17 protein-coding genes are annotated in these 19,842 nt (G+C 63.1%); 13 read left to right on the top strand and 4 right to left on the bottom strand.

The window, feature by feature from the left end; translation table 11 throughout:
* Positions 1-46: 46 nt before the first annotated feature.
* The 13 genes from SG26_RS15750 to SG26_RS15690 all read left to right on the top strand — a co-directional run bounded on the left by SG26_RS15750 (position 47) and on the right by SG26_RS15690 (position 14,460).
* Complete coding sequence (locus SG26_RS15750; protein ID WP_050038079.1) at positions 47-1,036, top strand: aldo/keto reductase; 990 nt, start codon at positions 47-49, stop codon at positions 1,034-1,036.
* Positions 1,037-1,097: 61 nt separating this feature from the next.
* On the top strand, positions 1,098-2,174 hold the full coding sequence (locus SG26_RS15745; RefSeq protein WP_014040385.1) for a TrmB family transcriptional regulator: 1,077 nt from the start codon (positions 1,098-1,100) through the stop codon (positions 2,172-2,174).
* Positions 2,175-2,407: 233 nt separating this feature from the next.
* A complete protein-coding gene (locus tag SG26_RS15740) occupies positions 2,408-3,931 on the top strand; it encodes an extracellular solute-binding protein (RefSeq protein WP_050007220.1) in 1,524 nt (507 codons plus the stop codon).
* Between the two features lie 78 nt (positions 3,932-4,009).
* Positions 4,010-4,990, top strand: coding sequence for a carbohydrate ABC transporter permease (locus SG26_RS15735; RefSeq protein WP_014040383.1), 981 nt, complete (start codon positions 4,010-4,012; stop codon positions 4,988-4,990).
* 1 nt (position 4,991) lies between these two features.
* Complete coding sequence (locus SG26_RS15730; RefSeq protein ID WP_050038078.1) at positions 4,992-5,993, top strand: carbohydrate ABC transporter permease; 1,002 nt, start codon at positions 4,992-4,994, stop codon at positions 5,991-5,993.
* A gap of 4 nt (positions 5,994-5,997) precedes the next feature.
* Positions 5,998-7,194: an ABC transporter ATP-binding protein gene (locus SG26_RS15725; protein WP_014040381.1), complete on the top strand. Its 1,197-nt coding sequence runs from the start codon at positions 5,998-6,000 to the stop codon at positions 7,192-7,194.
* Between the two features lies 1 nt (position 7,195).
* The gene (locus SG26_RS15720; RefSeq protein ID WP_014040380.1) at positions 7,196-7,399 is read left to right on the top strand and encodes a hypothetical protein; all 204 of its coding nucleotides are present in this window, start codon (positions 7,196-7,198) and stop codon (positions 7,397-7,399) included.
* A gap of 29 nt (positions 7,400-7,428) precedes the next feature.
* Entirely contained in the window at positions 7,429-8,505 is a 1,077-nt protein-coding gene (locus SG26_RS15715) for a Gfo/Idh/MocA family protein (RefSeq protein WP_050038077.1), read from the top strand.
* A gap of 40 nt (positions 8,506-8,545) precedes the next feature.
* On the top strand, positions 8,546-9,610 hold the full coding sequence (locus tag SG26_RS15710; RefSeq protein ID WP_050038076.1) for a glucose 1-dehydrogenase: 1,065 nt from the start codon (positions 8,546-8,548) through the stop codon (positions 9,608-9,610).
* 274 nt (positions 9,611-9,884) lie between these two features.
* Positions 9,885-11,261 carry an ABC transporter substrate-binding protein gene (locus SG26_RS15705; protein ID WP_050038075.1) on the top strand — a complete coding sequence of 459 codons (1,377 nt, stop codon included), beginning with the start codon at positions 9,885-9,887 and terminating at the stop codon, positions 11,259-11,261.
* A gap of 179 nt (positions 11,262-11,440) precedes the next feature.
* Positions 11,441-12,493, top strand: coding sequence for an HTH-type sugar sensing transcriptional regulator TrmB (gene trmB / locus SG26_RS15700; RefSeq protein WP_014040376.1), 1,053 nt, complete (start codon positions 11,441-11,443; stop codon positions 12,491-12,493).
* Positions 12,494-12,920: 427 nt separating this feature from the next.
* Positions 12,921-13,697, top strand: coding sequence for a winged helix-turn-helix domain-containing protein (locus tag SG26_RS15695; protein ID WP_014040375.1), 777 nt, complete (start codon positions 12,921-12,923; stop codon positions 13,695-13,697).
* 49 nt (positions 13,698-13,746) lie between these two features.
* Positions 13,747-14,460 carry a dolichyl-phosphate hexose transferase gene (locus SG26_RS15690; protein ID WP_050038074.1) on the top strand — a complete coding sequence of 238 codons (714 nt, stop codon included), beginning with the start codon at positions 13,747-13,749 and terminating at the stop codon, positions 14,458-14,460.
* Between the two features lie 32 nt (positions 14,461-14,492).
* Here SG26_RS15690 and SG26_RS15685 read toward each other — a convergent pair whose 3' ends face one another.
* From SG26_RS15685 to SG26_RS15670, 4 genes are read right to left on the bottom strand one after another with little or no spacing between them, the layout of a single operon-like run.
* Positions 14,493-15,077 (bottom strand): gluconate 2-dehydrogenase subunit 3 family protein, encoded by a 585-nt coding sequence (locus SG26_RS15685; RefSeq protein ID WP_014040373.1) that lies wholly within the window; start codon positions 15,075-15,077, stop codon positions 14,493-14,495.
* Positions 15,078-15,086: 9 nt separating this feature from the next.
* Complete coding sequence (locus SG26_RS15680; protein ID WP_023843262.1) at positions 15,087-17,093, bottom strand: glycosyltransferase family 39 protein; 2,007 nt, start codon at positions 17,091-17,093, stop codon at positions 15,087-15,089.
* Positions 17,090-18,220: an ABC transporter ATP-binding protein gene (locus SG26_RS15675; protein WP_050007216.1), complete on the bottom strand. Its 1,131-nt coding sequence runs from the start codon at positions 18,218-18,220 to the stop codon at positions 17,090-17,092. Before SG26_RS15675 ends, SG26_RS15680 begins: the two co-directional genes overlap by 4 nt.
* A complete protein-coding gene (locus SG26_RS15670) occupies positions 18,220-19,842 on the bottom strand; it encodes an iron ABC transporter permease (protein WP_014040370.1) in 1,623 nt (540 codons plus the stop codon). Before SG26_RS15670 ends, SG26_RS15675 begins: the two co-directional genes overlap by 1 nt.

Below are 19,842 nucleotides of genomic sequence, written 5' to 3'. Positions count from 1 at the left end.
TATGCAGTCCCAAAATTCTTTAACAACAGCTGTGGTACAAAGTGGCATGAGTGATTCGCCGGTGACATACACCACGCTCGGGTCGACAGGGCTCGACGTGTCCCAACTCTGTCTCGGAACGATGAACTTCGGGAGCGCGGAGCCCTGGATGCTGAACGACGAGGCTGAGAGCCGCCGGATACTCGAACGGGCGCTCGATCTCGGTATCAACTTCTTCGATACTGCCAACGCCTACTCGAACGGGGAGAGCGAGCGGATTCTGGGCAGTGCAATCGACTCCGCTCGCCGCGGCGAACTGGTCATAGCCTCGAAGGTATACTTCGATATGCACGACGGCCCGAACGGGGGCGGGCTCTCGAAGAAACACATCATCGACCAGTGTCACGCCACCCTGGACCGCCTCGGCGTCGACTATCTCGACCTCTACCAGATCCACCGGTGGGACGACGACACGCCCATCGAGGAGACGCTGGACGCGCTGACGTATCTCGTCGACGAGGGGCTGGTCCGCTATATCGGCGCGAGCACGATGGCCAACTGGCGGTTCCAGAAGGCGCTGTACACGGCTGACATCGAGGGGTACGAGCGGTTCGTCTCGATGCAGCCGGAGTACAACGCCGTCGACCGCCACGAGGAGGCGAACCTCTTGCCGGTGTGTGAGATGGAAGGGGTCGGCGTCATCCCGTGGTCGCCGCTGGCCGGCGGCTTCCTGGCCGGGAAGTATGAACGCGACGACGACCTCTCCGAGGGCCGAGCAAGCACGGACGAGTACACAGCAAACCGGTTCAGCGACGAGAACTGGGCGGTCCTCGACGAGGTGCGGGCGATTGCCGACGCGAAGGGCGCGACACCGGCACAGGTCAGCCTGGCGTGGCTCTGCCATCAGGACGTCGTCGACGCGCCGATTATCGGCCCGCGGACGATGGACCACCTAGAGGAAAACGTCGAGGCGCTCGACATTGGCCTGACTGCTGAAGAGTGCGCCCGAATCGAGGCTCCGAAACAGCCACAGTGGCCGGTCGAGGGCAAGGACTGACCTGTGGACCTCGATAGATAACCATGCACGTTAACTGCGTACTCAGTTTCCCTGTACACACATGGACGACAGCGAACTAACCGATGTCCTCGAAGATGCCGGTCTCTCCCCGTATCAGGCGGAGGCCTACGTGGCGTTGCTGGGGTTGGGGACCGCATCGGCGACCGACATCGCTGACTCCTGTGACGTTCCGGACCCGCGGATCTACGACGTGCTCCGGGACCTGGAGACGAAGGGGTATATCGAGACGTTCCAGCAGGATAGCCTGACCGCCCGCGCCCGCAATCCGGACGTAGTGCTTGAGGACCTGCGGTCCCGGTCGAGCAAGTACCTCGACGCCGCAGAGACGATCGAGGAACGCTGGAACCAGCCCGAGATATCAGACCACGAGGTCAGTATCGTCAAGCGGTTCGAAACGGTCGTCAGCCGAGCCCGGGAGCTCATCGAAGCGGCCGAAAACCAGATTCAGGTCGGTGTGGACCCGGAGCAGTTCTACGCGGTTCGTGAGGAACTCATTGCCGCCCACGACCGCGGCGTGAACATCAAACTCAGCATCTGTACGGGTCCTGGCGAGGAAGTACCGCCGCTTTCCGACATCGAGGGGACCTGTACGGAGGCTCGGAACCGGGAGATCCCGGCCCCGTTTTTCGTGCTGGTCGACCGGACCTGGACGTGTTTTGCGCCTCACCACGACTCAGTCAACGAGTACGGCGTGCTCGTCAAGGACCGGACCCACACCTACGTCTTCCACTGGTTCTTCCTGACCTGTCTCTGGGAGATCTGGGACACACTGTACACCGAGCGGACGCCGGAAACCCCGACGACGTACGTCGACCTCCGCCACGCCGTCCGGGATATCGAACCGCTGCTGAACGAAGATGCGACTATCGAGGCCGTCATTGAGGGGTACGACACGGAAACGAAGGAGTCGGTCGAGCTGACAGGGCGCGTTACCGACATCGACTACACCGGGAGTAGCATCGGTCGGAAGGACCCCGTCCCACTGGCACAACTGGCCGGTCGAATCAGTGCGACGCTGGTCACCGACGACGGGACGTACGAGGTCGGTGGCTGGGGGGCCGTCATCGAGGAAATCGAAGCGACCGAGATTACAATTACGGACGTCACGTACGAGTGACACAGACGCCGTTTTTTCGGGATCAGTAAACTCTCCCTCAGTTTTCGCGTTTGAGCTCCTCTATGTGGCAAACAGCTGTTTGACCTATCCCTGCGTATATATACTGAAAGATTTATACGATGTCGAATAGTCAATAATATATCACGATTGCCAGGCTGAGGCCGACAATTAACAACACCTGTGGTTAATTATGGACAACCTTTAAGGTGTGTCCGGGATAGCTCAGAATAGATATGTCGGACAATGGCACAAGCGGCGAGCGGAACTCGACAGGCGTCTCCCGGCGACGGTTTGTCCGTGCCGCCGGAGCAGCAGGTGTTGTCGGTGGACTGGCAGGCTGTGCGGACTTCGTTGGTGGTGGCGATGGCGGCGACGGGAGTGACGGTGGCTCGACTGACGACGGTAGCAGCGGCGAGACGACGACGGTCCAGTGGGGCTTCGACCCGGTGGCCGTCCAGAACAACGGCGACGCAATCAAGCAGGCACTGCACGACAACGGCCTGTCGGACGACATCGAGATAGAGTTCGTTCCGCGCGACCAGGACACCGGTGCGGCCCGGTCGAACTACAACCGACTGCTCTCGGCCGGCGAGACGAACCCGGATATGTTCCTGATGGACAACGGCTGGACGAACATCTTCATCCAGCGGGGACAGCTCCAGAACCTCTCGCAGACGCTGCCGGAGGAACTCCTCTCGGACGTGTCAGACAACTACTTCTCGGCGTTTACGGACACGGCCCGGAATCCGAGCAACGGTGACCTGTTCGGTGTCCCGGTGTTCCCGGACTTCCCGACGATGCAGTACCGCAAGGACCTCGTCGAGGAAGCCGGCTACAGTCCCGAAAGCAACAACTGGGCGACCGAGCCGATGACGTGGGAGGAGTGGTCGAACATCGCCGCGGACACCTACGACAACGCCGACGTTGACTTCGGCTTTACGACCCAGTGGGATATCTACGAGGGAACCTCCTGCTGTACGTTCAACGAGGTCATGTCCTCGTGGGGCGGCGCGTACTTCGGCGGCCGCGACAACCTCTTTGGCCCAATCGGCGAGCGGCCGATCACGGTCAACAACACCGAAGTCATCAACTCCCTCAACATGATGCGGAAGTTCGTTCACGACGAGGAGTTCGACGGGCAGTTCGAGGGCTACGGCGGCGGCTTCACCCCGACCGAAATCCTCGGCTGGAAGGAGGAAGACGCTCGCGCGCCGTTCGTCAACGGCAACGCCGTCTTCCACCGGAACTGGCCCTACTCGCTGGCGCTCGGCGGCCGCAACCCGGAGGAGACCGAGGACCCGGCGCTCGGCGAGAACCTCGGCGCGATGCCGATTCCGTACGCCGTCTCCGAGAGCGATGCGGCACAGCCCGGTACGGGCGGTACCACGGCCGCCCTCGGTGGCTGGCACATGACGGTCAACCCCAACAGCGAGGACTTAGACGCCGTGACACAGGTCATTCGCGCCGCCATGGAGCCGGACTTCCAGCTCACGCTGCTGTCCGTCCAGGGGTGGCTGCCGCCGCGGCCTGAACTGTTCAACTCCAGCGAGGCCCAGAACGTGCCCGTCGTTGGCCGGTACATGGACACGCTGCAGGTCGCTGGTAACAACACGATGCCGCGCCCGGTGACGGCTGTCTGGAGCGACCAGTCTAGCAAGATCGCACAGCAAGCGAACCGCGCAGTCGGTCAGGAAGCCTCCTCGGCCGACGCGATGGCGACGCTAGAGTCCGCACTGCAAGAGACCGAGCAGTCCTGAAGCCACGGGCAACCGTTACAAAACCACCCCTGTGATTATTTACCATGACACATTCAAACGACGGACGGAGGTAACCGAATGAGTACAGAAACCGGCCGTGAATCCAGACGCTCGGGGGCACTCGTCAGCGTGATGCGCTGGATGGAGAACCTCAGCGACACGCAGTACGCGTATCTGCTGTTGGTGCCCGTGTTCGTCCTTCTGGGCATCGTCGCGCTGTACCCGCTGTTGCGCACCTTCGAGCTGTCGCTGTTCGCGCTCTCGGCGGACTTTTCGAGCACGACTTTCGTCGGCGCTGGGAACTACGTCGAGCTGTTTACCGGCGAGAAGAACCGGTACCTGCCGGGCGGAACGACGTTCCTTCCCGAAGGGTTTGGCACGAGTGCACTGCTGAACAGCGCACTGGTCGTCACGATAATCTTCGCCGTCGTGAGTGTACTGTTCGAGACGCTCATCGGCCTCGGACAGGCACTCATCCTCGACCAGGACTTCTACGGGCGGCGGTGGATTCGCGCGGCCATCATCATCCCGTGGGCTGTCCCTATCGTTATTCAGGGGATGATATTCTTCCTGATGTTCAATTCGAACGTCGGGTTCCTGACGCCACCGCTTGCCGACCTCGGGCTGCTCGCGCCGACGAACACGCTGAACGACACGGCAAGTGCGACGTTTATCATCATCGTCGCCGACATCTGGAAGACGTCGGCGTTCATGGCCCTGCTCATTCTGGCGGGGCTGCAGAGCATCGACCGGGGCCTGTACGACGTGGCGAAGGTCGCCGGCGCGACGAAGTGGCAGCAGTTCAAGCTCATCACGTTCCCGCTCATCCTGCCGACTATCGGCGTTGCCGTGCTGTTCCGGTCGGTGCAGGCGATGCGGGTGTACGGCATCATCGACACGGTGTCGAGCTGTACCGTCGTGCCGTCGCTGTCGTGTATGGTCGTCGCGACGTTCACCACCCGTGAGGGGACGTCCGCGGCCATCGCGTTCGTGACGGCCGCCATCATCGGGACGGTCGTAATGGGACTCATCGTCTGGCAAGGGGAGGACGCGATCTAACATGGCAACGCCAACCGACACCCAGGAGCAGTCGAGCGACGGACCGCTACAGCGCTGGACCCAGAGCGCCATCCAGGACCCGGAAAAAGTGTACCGGGCGCTGTTCTACGCGGCGATGGTGTTTTTCCTGGTGACGACGCTGTTCCCCTTCTACTGGCTCATCGTGCTGGCGGTGACCCCCGAAGGGAACCTGCTCTCGGGCAGTTTCCTCCCGACAGTAAACCTCTTTGGCGTCAGCGGGACGTTCCCGCTGCCGGTTCCGAAGGGCTTCAACCCGGGCGCGTTCGTCACGGTCTTCGAACAGGTGCCGTTCCACCTGTACATGCTGAACAGCTTCGCGCTGGCGGTCACGACGACGGTCATCGTCCTGTTCGTCGCCAGCCTCGCCGGCTACGTGTTCGGCCGACTTCGGTTCCCCGGCCGCGCACTGCTGATGCTCGGTATCCTGGCGATCAGCTACTTCCCGCCGGCCGCGTTCGTCATCCCGCTGTTCCAGGCCTTTGCCGGCAACGCCCCGATCACGATACCGTTCACGTCCATCCCGCTGTTTACCCCGCCACGGATGCTGAACACCCCGGGATCGATGGTGCTGCCGTTCAGCGCGCTGTTCATGCCGCTGTCTATCTTCATCCTGACGACGTTCTACGGCCAGATTCCCGACGGGCTGGAGGACGCCGCACGGGTCGAAGGAACGACGCGACTGGGCGCGCTGTTCCGGGTCATCATGCCGCTGTCTGCGCCGGGCGTGGCGACGGCGGCCGTGCTGACGTTCATCGCCGTCTACAACGAGTACTTCTTCAGCTCGATCATGGCGACCTCGCCGGAGGCGGCCAAGTGGTCGCCTATCGTCGGCGGGATTCTCAGCTACCAGACCCAGTACACCACGCAGTTCAACCTCATGGCGGCGGCGAGTATCGTCGGGGTCCTCCCCGTCGTCATTCTCGTGATTGTCGCACAGGAACGCATCGTCAGCGGACTGACCTCAGGCGCACTCAAGGAGTAACACAATGGCAAGAGTACGACTCGAACACGTAACGAAGCGCTACGACGACCAGGGTGACGTGGTCACCGCGGTCGACGACATGAACCTTGACATCGACCACGGCGAGTTCATCTGTTTCGTCGGCCCCTCGGGCTGCGGGAAGTCGACGACGATGGAGACCATCGCCGGGCTCACCATCCCGACCGAGGGCGAGATATATATCGGCGACCGCGAGGTGACGAACCTCCCGCCGAAGGACCGCGGCATCGCGATGGTGTTCCAGAACATCGCGCTGTTCCCGCACATGGACGTGTACGACAACATCTCCTTCGGGCTGCGGCTGCGGGACTACCCGCAAGACGAGATTGACCGCCGCGTCGAGCGGGCCGCGGACATCGTCCAGCTAGAGGGAATGCTCAACCGGATGCCCGAAGAGATGTCCGGTGGACAGCGTCAGCGCGTCGCCATCGCCCGCGCTATCGTGCGTGAGCCCGACGTGTTCCTGATGGATGAGCCGCTGGCGAACCTCGACGCGAAGCTCAAGGTCCATATGCGGACGGAGCTTCAGCGCCTGCACAAGGAACTGGACACGACGATCATCTACGTGACCCACGACCAGGAGGAGGCGATGACGCTATCCGACCGGATCGCTGTCCTCGATTCGGGGCAGCTCCAGCAGATCGACCCGCCGCTGACCTGTTACAACGAGCCGGACAACCTCTTTGTCGCCGGGTTCATCGGCTCGCCGTCGATGAACTTCGTCGAGGGGACAGTCACCGAGACCACACTTGAGACGCCGAACTTCTCCCTCGAATTCAATCCCTCGTCCATCGAAGGCGTCGGAGTCGGTGACGACGTGACACTCGGCATCCGCCCGGAGGACATCTACCCGGGCGAATTCAAGTCAGAGGTCCCCGACCCGTCGGGAATGATTACGGCGACGACCGACATTCTCGAACCGATGGGTGACGAGATATTCGCCTACCTGCTGCTGGGCGACGGCGAAACGTCGATGTCTCAGGAACTGGCGACGAACGACCAGTTGCTGATGAGCATCGATCCCGACTCGGACCTCGAAGAGGACGACGAGATCGGGGTCGTCATCGACCGACGGAACGTCCACCTGTTCGACTCGGCCACCGGCGACGCGATCGTCCACGACCTCATCCCGTACGAGGCCGAAGGCACTGCATCCAGTAGCGAAGTAGAATCAGACGACTGATATGAGCAGCCACCTCGCGATGCTGTACTGGAGCGGGATGCTCGTGCTGTTTTTCTTCTGGGCGTACGGTATCGTGTCGTTCATCCTAGACCTGAAGAACAAAATCGTCCCCGGCATCATCCAGTATCGGCGCGGTCGACGCCGTGAGAAGGCAAAGCAGGAACAGGAAGAGGAACGCGAAGAGCGTGAAAAGCAGTTGTATTAACCCGACACCGGGTGCAGACTTCGAGAGACATGACTGAGACCGTTCGGATAGGCATCATCGGACTGGGGAACATCGCGGCCATCCACTGTACCAACCTCCGACAGCTCGACCAGCCGGTCTCGATAGCGGCGGGCGTCGATGTCGATGCCGACGCGCGCCGCCGGTTCGCCGAGACGTACGACGCGGCGGTGTACGAGGAAGCCGCGGCGATGTTCGAGACGGTAGATGCCGTGCTGGTGACGACGCCGAACAAGTTTCACGAACAGTACGTCGTCGCAGCCCTTGAGGCAGGGCTAGACGTGCTCGTCGAGAAGCCGCTGGCCCACACGCTCGAAAGCGCCGAGCGGATCGCCGCGGCCGCCGACGCGGCCGACGGGTTCTGCATGGTCGGCTTCCACAACCGGTTCGCCGACCCGGTCCAGACGCTTGTGGGCTACCGCGATGCGGGCGATATTGGCGAGGTGTCTCACATCGAAGCGAACTACATCAGGCGTCGCGGCGTCCCCGGCCGGGGGTCGTGGTTCACGCGCAGCGACGTGGCTGGCGGCGGGTCGCTCATCGATATCGGCGCGCACGCTATCGACCTGGCGCTGCACGTCGCCGACCATCCCGAGGTCGTCGAGGTGTCGGGCGACACCCGCGCTCAGTTCGGCGTCGACGAGGAGTACGCGTACGTCGAGATGTGGGGCGAGGATCACGGTGCGGCCGAGTTCAGCGTCGACGATTCGGCGAGCGCCTTCATCCGCTGTGACGACGGGACAACGATCTCTCTGGAGGTCGCGTGGGCGACGAACCGGCCGGACAGCCAGGAGTACTACGTCCGCGGGACCGGGGCGGGCGCGAAACTCGACCTCGCGGACCAGTCGCTGACGCTGTTCGAAACCGCCGACACCGGCCGGATGCACCACCGGACGACCGACATCGAGACGCAACGGTCGGACCCACAGCACCGGGAACAGGCGCGGTTCGTCTCCGCAGTCAGAGACGGGACGCCGCCGTCGACGAACACCGTTGAACAGGCGCTTCGCGTCCAGCGTGTGATGGACGGAATCTACCGCTCCAGCGAGACTGGCACGGCCGTCAGTGTCGGTGAGGCAGAACCCTGAAGAAAGACTTAATCCCCAGTGTTCTCACTCTCTGCCTGGCATGAAAGTGATTGGTGTTACGCGGGACGACGACGGCCCACAGCTCTTAGAGCGGGAGCGACCGTCGCCTGACCCGGGCGAGGCACTCGTCCGGACGCTCCGCGTTGGTGTTGACGGCACAGACCACGAAGTCCTGAACGGGTCCCACGGCGGGTTCCCCGACGGGGCGGACCACATGGTTCTCGGACACGAGGCGGTCGGCGTCGTCGAAGAGCCCAATGGCACGGGGCTCGAGGCGGGGCAGGTCGTCGCGCCGACCGTCCGACGGAAACCGAACGGTGAGACGAACGACTACTTCCGCCGAGGTGAGCCTGATATGGCTCCGGACGGCGAGTACACGGAACGCGGCATCGTCGGTGACCACGGCTTCATGGCGGAGTACTTCACCTCGCCGGCGGATTTCCTCGTCCCGGTCCCCGAGTCAGTCGCGGAGCACGGCTTCCTCGTCGAGCCGCTCTCGATCACCGAGAAGGCCAACGAGCACGCCTACGCGACGCGGGAACCGTTCGACTGGCGACCGGAATCCGCCTGCGTGCTGGGCAACGGCTCGCTCGGCCTGCTGACGCTGTGGATGCTCGACCAGGAGTACGACCGGACCTACTGTGTCGGTCGGCGTGACCGACCCGACCCGACGGTCGACATCATCGACGAGATCGGCAGCACGTACGTCGATTCCCGCGAAACGCCGGTGGACGAACTCCCGGAGGCCTACGAGGCGATGGACTATATCTACGAGGCGACCGGGTTCGCCCCGCACGCGTTCCAGACGGTCAAGGCGCTCGACCAGAACGGAGTCGGCGTGTTGCTCGGCATCCCGGAGCCGTGGGAGTTCGAAGTCGACGGTGGTTCGCTACACAACGAGATCGTCCTGCACAACAAGTGTCTCATCGGCACGGTCAACTCACACGTCTCGCACTTCGAGGACGCCGTCGAGACCCTACAGGACCTTCCGGAGTGGCTGCTCGATGATCTGGTCACGACGGTTACCGACCCGGAACACGTCGAGGCGGCCTTCGAGGATGGGGACGACCAGATAAAGGCAGTCGTCGAGTTCGATTCGCTGTAACCCTCGGGCCGGACCGCGCCCGAGCTTTTTCACGGCAGTTTGGCCTGAACACCCCCCATTTAGACGGGGATATGTCGGTATATGTAAGATAGTAGATGTAAGATTGTGAGGTATTTACTCGCATTCGATTAATTTCTTTCTCCACTCAAACCCGAAGAATCGTGGGATATAGATGATTTATCGGGACCGACCCGAATGTCAAATGCTGATTTTCGCTATACAGAAGTATTAAGTGCGAATCTTCAATAAGGAATTATGAGGTATTGGTGCAACCATGGCTGATGACAATTCAAACAGACGGTTGACGCGGCGTAACGCTCTTCGGATTGCTGGTGCAGCAGGTGCGGCCTCGCTGGCTGGCTGCGGTGGGAGTGACGGCGGTGACGGCAGCAGCGGCGATGGCAGCAGCGGTGATGGTAGTGACGGCAGCAGTGGTGACGGCAGCAGCGACGGCGGCAGTACTGACAGCGGGACACAGTACAGCACACTTGAAGTCGCCCACTGGTGGGGCGAGGGCGACGGACTGGAAGCGATTCAGTCCGTAATGGATGCGTTCAAGGAGCAACACCCGGACGTCCCGTTCGACGAGAACCTCATCGCCGGCGGTGCGGGTGAGAACCTGCAGGCGAACATCCGGACACGGGTCCAGAACGGCAACCACCCGAGTACGTGGCAAGCCTGGCCCGGAAACAATCTGCTCCCCTTCACCGATGCGAACCTGCTGAAGGATATCGGCGACTCCGTGTGGTCAGAGAACAGCATGGAGGACGCCTACCTTCAGGGCGTCAAGGACGCGGCCCAGCCCGCTGGGAACTACGTGACGGTGCCGCTCAACATCCACCGGATCAACAACCTCTTCTACAACGTCGAGGTCGTCGAGGACGCCGGGGTCGATCCGGCCTCCCTCGAAACGCCGTCTGACCTCGTCGACGCGATGGCGACGGTCAACGATGCCGGCTACACCGGAATGGCACACCAGACCGGGTCGCCGTGGTCCAGCTTCCAGCTGTTCGCGACTGTCCTCCTCGGCGAAACGGACGCCGAGACCTACAGCGCTATCTTCGTCGACGGTGAGGTCGACGCCAACAGCGACGCGCTCGAGTCGGCAGTCGAGACGACGCAGTCCTATCTCGACTACATCCCGAGCGACGCTGGTTCGATTTCCTGGACCGAGGCCAACAATCAGGTCATCAACGGCGAAGCGGCGTTCCTCCACCAGGGTGACTGGGCGGCCGGAACGTACCTCACGAACGACCTGACGTACGGCGAGGAGTGGGACCATGTGACATTCCCGGGAACCGACGGCTACTATGCCCTCAACATGGACTCGTTCCCGTATCCGGTCAACAACCCGTCCCCGGAAGCGACCACGCTGTGGTGCCAGTTCGTCGGGACGACGGAGGCACAGGAGATCTTCAACCCGAAGAAGGGGTCGATTCCGCCGCGGACCGACGTCAACACCGACCCGTTCAACGACTTCTCCAAGGACCAGATAGAGGACTTCCAGAACAGCGAGGCCCAGCCGCCGTCCGTCGCGCACGGTCTGGCCGCACCGCCGGCAGTCAAGTCCTCGCTCGAATCCGCTATCTCATCGCTGAACTCCGGTGCTGCGCCCGCGGACGTCGTCTCCCAGATTTCCAGCGCCTACTAATAACCCAGCGACAGCACGCAGTTTTTTTGCCGTGTCGACTCGAACGATCGGAGTCACAGGAGTAGGCAGCCGCTGTGACGGGACAACCAACAGTAGCACAGAGTCACATGACTGGTTCTGAAACTGGCTGCTGAATAGAGTGCCGAAGTTCTTAGTACTCGACTCGCAAACGCTCCACTATGTCTAGTGACGACTTGGAAGCATCGCTCGAACAGGTAATTGCGCGGTTCAATCTCGGCGAGTACGAGATTTCAGCCTACCTGGCCGTGTTGCAACACGGTGAGCTGACAGCGTCGGAGATCTCGGAGAACACGGACATTCCACAGCCGCGGGTGTACGATACGGTCCGGAGCCTCAGCGACGTCGGGCTCGTCGAACTCAAGGAGTCCCGGCCGATGAAGGTCCTGGCTATCGATCCTCGGGAAGCCTTCGAGGGGATTCAAGACTCGCTTGATGACCTCGTCGACGACCTGTCTTCGCGCTACACGGCCCCCGCACGGGAGCCGGAAGCCGTCTCGCTCGTCAAATCCCGGCCGACGATACTCCGGTACCTCGAAGACATCATCGAGACGGCCGAGTACGAACTGACGCTGTCGCTGACCCCGGCCCTGCTAGAGCGGTTCGAAGACAGACTCGCGGCCCGGAAGCAGTCCGGCATCGCTATTGAAATTCTCATTTCACCGGGTGTGGACGCTCCCGACCCAGCGCGGTTCGATTACGAGTCCATCGCGACCACGGTGAAGGCCCGCCGCGGTATCACGACACCGGTCGTCGCCGTCGCCGATGGGAACTACTCGATGTACGCCACCCGCGAGAGCGTCCGCGGCGACACAGACAGATACGGCGTCATATTCAATCGGTCGGAACTCGGGTTTCTGGTGTCCGGGTTCCTCAACACGGTGCTGTGGACAACGGCCGAAACGATTGCCAGCGACGGGGACGGGCTGCCGTTCCCGCGCCGCTACGGGACGATCAGGCGCTGTATCTCTGACTTGATGACATTGGACGGGGAGTTCTACGCGACTATCGAGGGGCGGGACGTGGAAACGGGCGACCACCGGGTCGTCGAGGGCAAAGTGGACCAGGCGTCGTTCAGTTCGAACCGCGAGGTCGCGACGCTGGTCGTCGAGACGGCCGAGGGGCCGGTAGAAGTCGGTGGACAAGTCGCTGCGTTCGAGGATATGGAGGCGTACGAGATCCGGATCGGAACGGACGAACCGCCCGAGAACTGACACTGTCGGCTGTAGCTGTTTCTCACGGTGACCGCCTGACTACAGACGGTCGATACGGAACCGACGGACGGAGTCCGAAGTAAACAGATGCGGCTGGACGAGACGACAGCGGAGACAATGAGCACCGTGGGCGGGCAACCCACGGTGATTGCATGACCCTTCGGGCTGGCGAAGTATGTCAGAGGCACGATATCGCCGGGCCCGAACGTGGCAATTCCACAAGACCAACGTGCTCCATCGCGTTCAGCGGGGACGTGGTCGTACGTGGACAGCAACAGTGTCTGTATCACGAGCGGTAAAAAAGATGGACACATTGGCTGCAATAATATCCAATGCCCGGGAGAATAGTACAGCTTCCGGAGAGTATTCCATTACAAATGGAAACTGATATGTACGAAAAATATGAGCTACAGTATATGGGGACAGTATGGGCGTAGAATCAGTTATTCAGTACGTCCGAACGTCGTCCGTCCGGACGGACATCATCGGCTCGCTGTGTCCCGGAGCCAAGGCCACCAACGAACTGCTGTCAGCGGTCACTGCGAGCGAGTCCGCGATATACGATGCGCTCTCGAACCTCGAAGGCCGCGGTCTGGTCACCTCGATGGATGACGGCTGGCGACTCACCGGCACCGGCCGCCTCGTCGCGGATACGATTCACCGCCAGCAACGCCTCGAGGAACTCTTCGCCGTGGCCCCGCAGTACTGGGAGTCCCACGATACATCAGTTCTGCCACAGCCGTTCCGGTGTCGCCTCCCGGAACTCGACGAATACACCGTCATCCGTGGCACGCAGACCGATATCAACCGCCCGGTCCGCGAAGTCGTCACCCGCGTCGAGAGCGTCCAGAACTGCGACGTGGTCTCGCCCGTCTACCACCCAGAGTACGAGGAAGCGATGCCAGATAGCCCCGACTCGAGACTGGTGGTAAGCTGTGCTGTCATCGACGAGATACTCGGCAAGGAGTCCGTCTCGCTCGATATGAATCGATACGAGGAGACGACCGTTCGTGTCACGGAGGTCCCGTACGCACTTGCCGTCGCCGACGACTGGATGATCCTGACGCTCCCAGAACTCGACGGAGCCTGGCCGTCGGCGAAAATCGTCTCCGAAACGGACAGCGCTATTTCGTGGGCACGGGACCTGTTTGCGCACCTCTGGACGGATGCAACCCCGATAGAAACGTATCTCGCCGACCGCTGATTTTGGCAAACCTAAACATTCAAGAACCGTGGGTTCTGACGGATGAGCAATGGCTATTCAGGGTTCACGGAGCGACGAACCGGCCGGCTACACCTTCGACGACCTCGCGGTCGTTATGGGCACGTACAACGAGGAAGAAGCAATCGGCACCGTGCTCGATGACATCGCTGCAGTGACTGACGGGCGCGCCGAAGTCGTCTGTGTCGACGGGTCCAGCGACCGGACACCGGAGATCGCCCGCGAGCACGGCGCTACAGTCATCCAACAGGAACCGCAGGGGTACGGCGTGGCAGTCCGCGAAGCCGTGCTGACACCGGACCGGCCGGTCGTCGTCACGACGGACTGCGACGACACGTATCCGATGGAACGCCTGCCCGATTTCCTCGCGGAAATAAACGACGGGGCCGACGTCGTCAGCGGTGACCGACTGTACTACGGGGCCGAACAGATGCCGGCGATGAACAAACTGGGGAACGAACTGTTCGCGCTACTCGCGAGCGTGCTCATGGGCAAGCGCGTCCACGACACGACGACTGGAATGCGCGCGTACCGCCGCGAGGTCCTCCAGAAGATCGTCTGGACCGAGAACACCGGACTCTCGGCCGAACTGCTCATGCGGCCGCTGATGCGTGGCTACGACGTGTGTGAGCGCCCCATCGCGTACGACGAGCGGAAAGGCGAGACGAAGCTCGACCCGTTCTCCGGCGGGGCCGCCATCGCGAAATCTATCGTCCGCGTTGCGCTCGAAGAACGGTTCCGGTAACACCGCCGAAGCAGTCGACGACGGGACCCGGCTTATCGGTCGTTCGGTGGCTGCTGATAGCTACCCGTTCCACCGGGGTGGCCCTGTGGATTCTCGATGCCGACGAGCTTACCGCCGGTCGGCGAACTGTACAGCGCGAACAGGAGGTCGTTGACGAGGTAGTAGCGGACGCGGTGCCTCGGGTCGCCATGTGGGTCCGGATCAGAGGCCTTGACCCCCATTCCCCGAAGCGTATCTTCTTTCGTCGCAGCATCGACCGCCACGAAGTCGGTGCCTTCCCACTCTCGGGTGTACGTGTCCAGAGCCGAAACCGCTGCCGCCATGGCTTCGGCTCGTTCGGGGTCTGCCTCGACCCGTCCGGCGACGTAGCTGTCGACGAATCCAGCGACGCCCGTCACCTCGCTCGGATAGACGATAGCGGCGACGGCACGGTACGTCTCGCGTTCGTGGTCCCCGAAGCTCGATTCGGAACTGGCGGCGTCGGCCTCGGCTGACTCGTCAGCATCGTCGCTTGTCGACCTGTCCCAGGCGAGCGCCGCCGCGCCGCCGGCGACGGTGACACCCGCCGCGCCGAGTGCTTTCAGTGCGTCGCGTCTGGTGAGTTCGTAGTCAGTCATCGGTGAGTCTCACGTATTCTCGCTTGTCGTGGTCGCGTTCATGCTGATGCCATCGCGATGCGTGCCCGGGACGTAGGCCGCTTCGCCGCCGCAGCGGCGCTGGTCCCGACAGACTTCGAGCCGCGGCGTCAGCGCCCGGACGCTCTCGTCTGTCTGCTCGACCGGGAGTTCCGCGCGGTACTCGAACCCCGCGCCGGTGCCGTAGTCGACGAACATAATCAGCGTGACCGTCCCGTCTTCCGGCGTCGGGACGCTGACCTGGTCGTCGATTCCGTCGCCGGTGAGCCGCGTCCGATTCCGGTCGGTCGAGAGCTGCAGATCCAGCCGGTCCGTTCCGGTAACTGTCGCGTAGTCGTTCTCACCCTCGCTTGCGAGCCGGATCGAGACCAGCGCGGCCTGCTCCGGAACCGACGCCGACACGTCCGTTTGGACCGTCTCGCCCTCCGCGACCGACACCGGCTGGAGTCGCGGCTCGACGGGCAGCCCCAGATACGGGACCCACTCGCCGCGGAACACGTAGCGGTAGTAGTCCCGCTCGGGATAGGCGTCGAGCACCTCGAACTGGCGGTGTTGCATCGCGTAGACGGTGTCGCCGTCGAAGCCGGGGTCGTTGCGAACCGACTGGAACGGGTGGTTGAGCCAGTCGCCATAGGGCGTGGGAAGCAGGACGAGGCTATTGTCGAGGTCACGCTGCTCGAATGGTTCGTAGGCCTGCTCTAGCTGCTGGGTCACCGCGTAGTTGTCCGAGACCGGGTCGGCCGCCGCTGTGACGGCTGCGCCGCCGCCCAGCGCCGCACTACAGAGCGCTATCGTGAGCAGAACCGGACGGACGCGGTCGGCGCTGACTTGGTCGGTGACGAGTCGGCTCGTCCATCGAGCGACCGCAACGACCCCGACGGCACCGAAGGCCGTCAGCGGGACGAGCATGTCGACGTGGTAGAACGGCCCCAGGAAGGCGACCAGACCGTCGGTCGGGTCCGAGAGGTCCCCGAGCATGTTCACGGTGCCCCAGAAGTAGCCGTTGCCGAGCGGGACCGTCAGGAGGACGCCGGCCAGCGCCGCCTGTCGACCATCTATCCCGCGGCGCACGGCAGCCCCGAGTCCGACGGCTGCAGCGAGCGTTCCCAGCGGCCCGGCGACGACCCACTGGGTGACGAGCTTCCAGAGGAGTTCGGCGTTCGCGTCCAGCGACATCGCTGGCGTGAACTCGCGCGAGTAGCCCAGAATCTCTCGGTAGCCGAAGCCCGGGCCGTCCTGCGGGGCGAACACCTCGTAGGGGAACAACAGCGCGGAGCCGGTGACGACGCGGTTGTATGCAAGCGTCGCGGCAACGCCGGTGAGCCCGCCGATGGCAGTCAGCGACAGTCGCGTGAACCGCGCCGGGTCGCGCGTCCGGAGCGACCACAGCGCGTGGGCGATGAACGGCGTCGCAAACAACACCGCCGTGTACGGCCGTGCGAAAAAGGCGATGCCGATCGCGAGCCCAGCACACGCCGCCGTCTTCCGGCTCCCCGTCCGGTCGGCGTGGAGATACGCCGCGGCGAAGCCGAGGTTCCAGAGCGTCGTCGGCACGTACGAGAGGAACACCGACGCCTCGACGAGGAACAGCGGCGATCCGAGCATGAGGACGGTCGCTACCACGCCGGTTCGAGCGTCGAATGCCTCACGGACGGTGTGGTAGGTCAGCGCCAGCACGCCGGTCGAAATCAGGCCGAGCGCAATGCGGTAGCCGCCGAGTAGTTTCCCGACGGCGAACATCGCCGCCGGAACCGGCGCGTATTTCGGATACAGCCGCTCGCCGTCGGCGACGAAAAACCACGGCCGGAACGACTCCTCGACCGGGGGGTAAATGAACAGTTGCCCCTCCAGCAACATCGCGGCCTGCTGGAGGTAGACGCCCTCGTCATGGTTGGTGGTGTGGTGCGGAAAAACGACGTGGGCAAGCGTGAAAACGGTGATCCCGCCCAGCAGCGCCACCAGCCCCGCCTGTACCCCCGGCCGGCGCAGTCGATTCATTCCGTCGGGTACCAGGCCAGGTCGTGGTCCGCGACCAAGTCGACCTCGACGGGCTGGCCCGGTTCGAACGTCTCGACGTGGTTGTGCATGCAGTGGACGACGTCGCCGCTGTGGAGCTCGACCCGGTAGACGAACGAGGGGCCGTTGTACTGGCGATGGACGACGTAGCCGTCGGCTTTGGACTCGTTCGTCGGCATCGCCTGCAGGTCGTCGGGCCGGACGAGCACGTCCACCATTGCGCCGTTGTACGCCGCAACTGGCCCGTTCAGCAGGTCCACGTCGAACGAGCCCAGCCCTGTCTCGATTTGGTCGTTAGTCACCCGGGCCGAGAGGAAACTCGCCTGGCCGAGGAAGCTCGCGACGAAGCGGCTCTCGGGGTTCTCGAACACTTCAGCGGGGTCGCCGATCTGAGCGATGGTCCCGTCGTTCATGATGGCGACGCGGTCGCTGATCGACAGCGCCTCCTCCTGGTCGTGGGTCACGGAGATGGCGGTGACGCCGGCCCGCTTGAGGATCTTGCGGACCTCCTCGCGCATCTCGACGCGCAGGCGCACGTCCAGGTTCGAGAACGGCTCGTCGAGCAGGAGGACGTCAGGCTCCGGGGCCAGCGAGCGCGCGAGCGCGACGCGTTGCTGCTGGCCGCCGGAAAGCTGGCTCGGCATCTTGTCGTGATGGGCCGACAGGTCGACCAGTTCGAGCAGTTCGTCGACCCGCTCTCCGACAGCGTCTTCCTCCATCTCGGTCAGGCCGAACGCGATGTTCTCGGCGACGGTGAGATGCGGGAACAGGGCGTAGTCCTGGAAGACGATACCGACGTTGCGCTCCTCGGGCTTGCGGAACGAGGAGCCGTCGGCGATGACTTCGTCGGCGATTGATATCTGTCCGTCAGAGGGGCGTTCCAGCCCGGCAATCATCCGGAGCGTCGTCGTCTTCCCGCAGCCGGACGGTCCCAGCAGTGTCAGTAGTTCGCCGTCTTTCACGTCGAGCGAGAGGTTCTCAACGGCGACTTCGTGACCGTAGTCTTTGGAGACATCGTCCAGTTCCAGCACGGTCCGGTTCGGGTTTGCCACCGCTGCGTCCACGTCGTCGAAGTCCGATGTTTGCTGTGTGCGTGTTTGTCGAGACATTAGCTTGTGTCCTCCCGTCGAAGAATGACCAGCATGGAGAGTCCGGAAAGGCCAACGAGCACGAGGGCCGGGACCGCCGCCTGTCCGTAGTAGCCGGCACCCTGGACGAGCCAGATGTACGTGACGAAGGTTTCGAAGCCCGTCGGGCGTAACATCAGCGTTGCCGGCAATTCCTTCATGGTCGTCAGGAACACCAGCGCGGCCCCGGCGGCGATACCCGGCGCGACGAGCGGCAAGACGACCTTCCGGAACGCCGAGAGCGGGTGGTAGCCCAGCGACCGCGCCGCCTCGATGTACTGCGGATCGACTTGGAGAATCGAGGATTCGGTTGTCCCGACGGCCTGCGGGAGGAACCGAATCACGTAGGCGAACACCAGCAGGATGACGCTCTGGTACAGGAAGGGGACGTACCGGAGCCCAAGGTACACCAGCGCGAGGCCGAGAACGACACCGGGGACCGCGTAGCCGACGTACGTGGCCCGCTCGGGAAGTGACGAAATACCCGACGTGCCCCGCGCGGCGAGGTACGCAATCGGGAGCGCCGCCACGACGCAGATAGCGGCCGCGGCGGCGGCCAGACCGACCGAGTTCCAGGCATAGGACGCCTCGAACGCGAAGCCACCGCCGCTGTAGCCCGTGCCGGAACGGAGGAGCCACTGGAGCAGGATACCGATGGGAAGCACCAGACACAGGGACGCGATGGCACCGCAAAACAGCAGTGCCGGGGCCTTCCAGTACCCGAGCCTGATGAGACCGGGCCGGCGCGAACCGCTGCTGACGTAGGCACCGTCCCGGCCCGCGCTGAGCCGGGATTCGACGGCGAGGATGCCGAGCGCCATCACGAGCAACAGCATCGAGAGCACGGAGGCGTAGTCCAGTCGGCGCGCGCCGAACTCGTTGTAGATCATCCGCGTGAACACGTCGTACTGCATAATCGCCGGCGTTCCGAAGTCAGAAAGCGCGTACAGTGCCACCAGCAGCGCGCCGGCGGCGATGCCCGGTGCGATCTGTGGTAGCGTGACGCGGCGGAACGCCTCCCAGCGAGTGTGATTCAGCGTTCGGGCGGCCTCGACGACGGTCCCGTCGAACGACAGCAGCGACGCGCGCGTAGTCAGGAATACGTACGGGTAGGTAAACAGTGTCAGGACGAGTATCGCGCCGTGCAGGCCGTATATCGTCGGGATTTGCTCGATACCGAGCGGCGAGAGCAGGTCCGCGAGGACGCCACGGGGGCCAAAGGCAGAGACGAACGCGAAGGCCCCGATGTAGCTCGGAACGACCAGTGGCAACGCGGACGTGATCGTCCAGAACCGTTTGAACGGCAGATCGGTCTGGGCGGTGAGAATCGCCAGCGGGACGCCGATGAGAATCGATGCGACAGTGACACCAGTCACCAGCGCCAGCGTGTTCAGCGTCACCGAGACGGTCGTGTCGCTTGTCAGCAATTCGACCGCACGCGCGAACTCGATTTCACCTGCCCTGAGAAAGATCCAAACCAGCGGTGCCAGTAACAGCAGCGAGATCGCCAGCGAGACCACTGCGAGCAGCGTGTGCGGCGACGAGTCTCGTTCCGACGTCGTCGCCTGCTCCCGAAGCCGCTCGTACCGGTCTTTTGTGCCCAT

The sequence above is a fragment of the Haloarcula sp. CBA1115 genome (assembly GCF_000827835.1).
Taxonomy (GTDB): domain Archaea; phylum Halobacteriota; class Halobacteria; order Halobacteriales; family Haloarculaceae; genus Haloarcula; species Haloarcula hispanica.
This window is presented reverse-complemented; position numbering and strand designations above follow the sequence as displayed.

Coding starts and splice junctions, on each gene's coding strand:
- SG26_RS15750 (WP_050038079.1), top strand. CDS start 47: ATGAGTGATTCGCCGGTGACATACACCACGCTCGGGTCGACAGGGCTC.
- SG26_RS15745 (WP_014040385.1), top strand. CDS start 1,098: ATGGACGACAGCGAACTAACCGATGTCCTCGAAGATGCCGGTCTCTCC.
- SG26_RS15740 (WP_050007220.1), top strand. CDS start 2,408: ATGTCGGACAATGGCACAAGCGGCGAGCGGAACTCGACAGGCGTCTCC.
- SG26_RS15735 (WP_014040383.1), top strand. CDS start 4,010: ATGAGTACAGAAACCGGCCGTGAATCCAGACGCTCGGGGGCACTCGTC.
- SG26_RS15730 (WP_050038078.1), top strand. CDS start 4,992: ATGGCAACGCCAACCGACACCCAGGAGCAGTCGAGCGACGGACCGCTA.
- SG26_RS15725 (WP_014040381.1), top strand. CDS start 5,998: ATGGCAAGAGTACGACTCGAACACGTAACGAAGCGCTACGACGACCAG.
- SG26_RS15720 (WP_014040380.1), top strand. CDS start 7,196: ATGAGCAGCCACCTCGCGATGCTGTACTGGAGCGGGATGCTCGTGCTG.
- SG26_RS15715 (WP_050038077.1), top strand. CDS start 7,429: ATGACTGAGACCGTTCGGATAGGCATCATCGGACTGGGGAACATCGCG.
- SG26_RS15710 (WP_050038076.1), top strand. CDS start 8,546: ATGAAAGTGATTGGTGTTACGCGGGACGACGACGGCCCACAGCTCTTA.
- SG26_RS15705 (WP_050038075.1), top strand. CDS start 9,885: ATGGCTGATGACAATTCAAACAGACGGTTGACGCGGCGTAACGCTCTT.
- trmB (WP_014040376.1), top strand. CDS start 11,441: ATGTCTAGTGACGACTTGGAAGCATCGCTCGAACAGGTAATTGCGCGG.
- SG26_RS15695 (WP_014040375.1), top strand. CDS start 12,921: ATGGGCGTAGAATCAGTTATTCAGTACGTCCGAACGTCGTCCGTCCGG.
- SG26_RS15690 (WP_050038074.1), top strand. CDS start 13,747: ATGGCTATTCAGGGTTCACGGAGCGACGAACCGGCCGGCTACACCTTC.
- SG26_RS15685 (WP_014040373.1), bottom strand. CDS start 15,077: ATGACTGACTACGAACTCACCAGACGCGACGCACTGAAAGCACTCGGC.
- SG26_RS15680 (WP_023843262.1), bottom strand. CDS start 17,093: ATGAATCGACTGCGCCGGCCGGGGGTACAGGCGGGGCTGGTGGCGCTG.
- SG26_RS15675 (WP_050007216.1), bottom strand. CDS start 18,220: ATGTCTCGACAAACACGCACACAGCAAACATCGGACTTCGACGACGTG.
- SG26_RS15670 (WP_014040370.1), bottom strand. CDS start 19,842: ATGGGCACAAAAGACCGGTACGAGCGGCTTCGGGAGCAGGCGACGACG.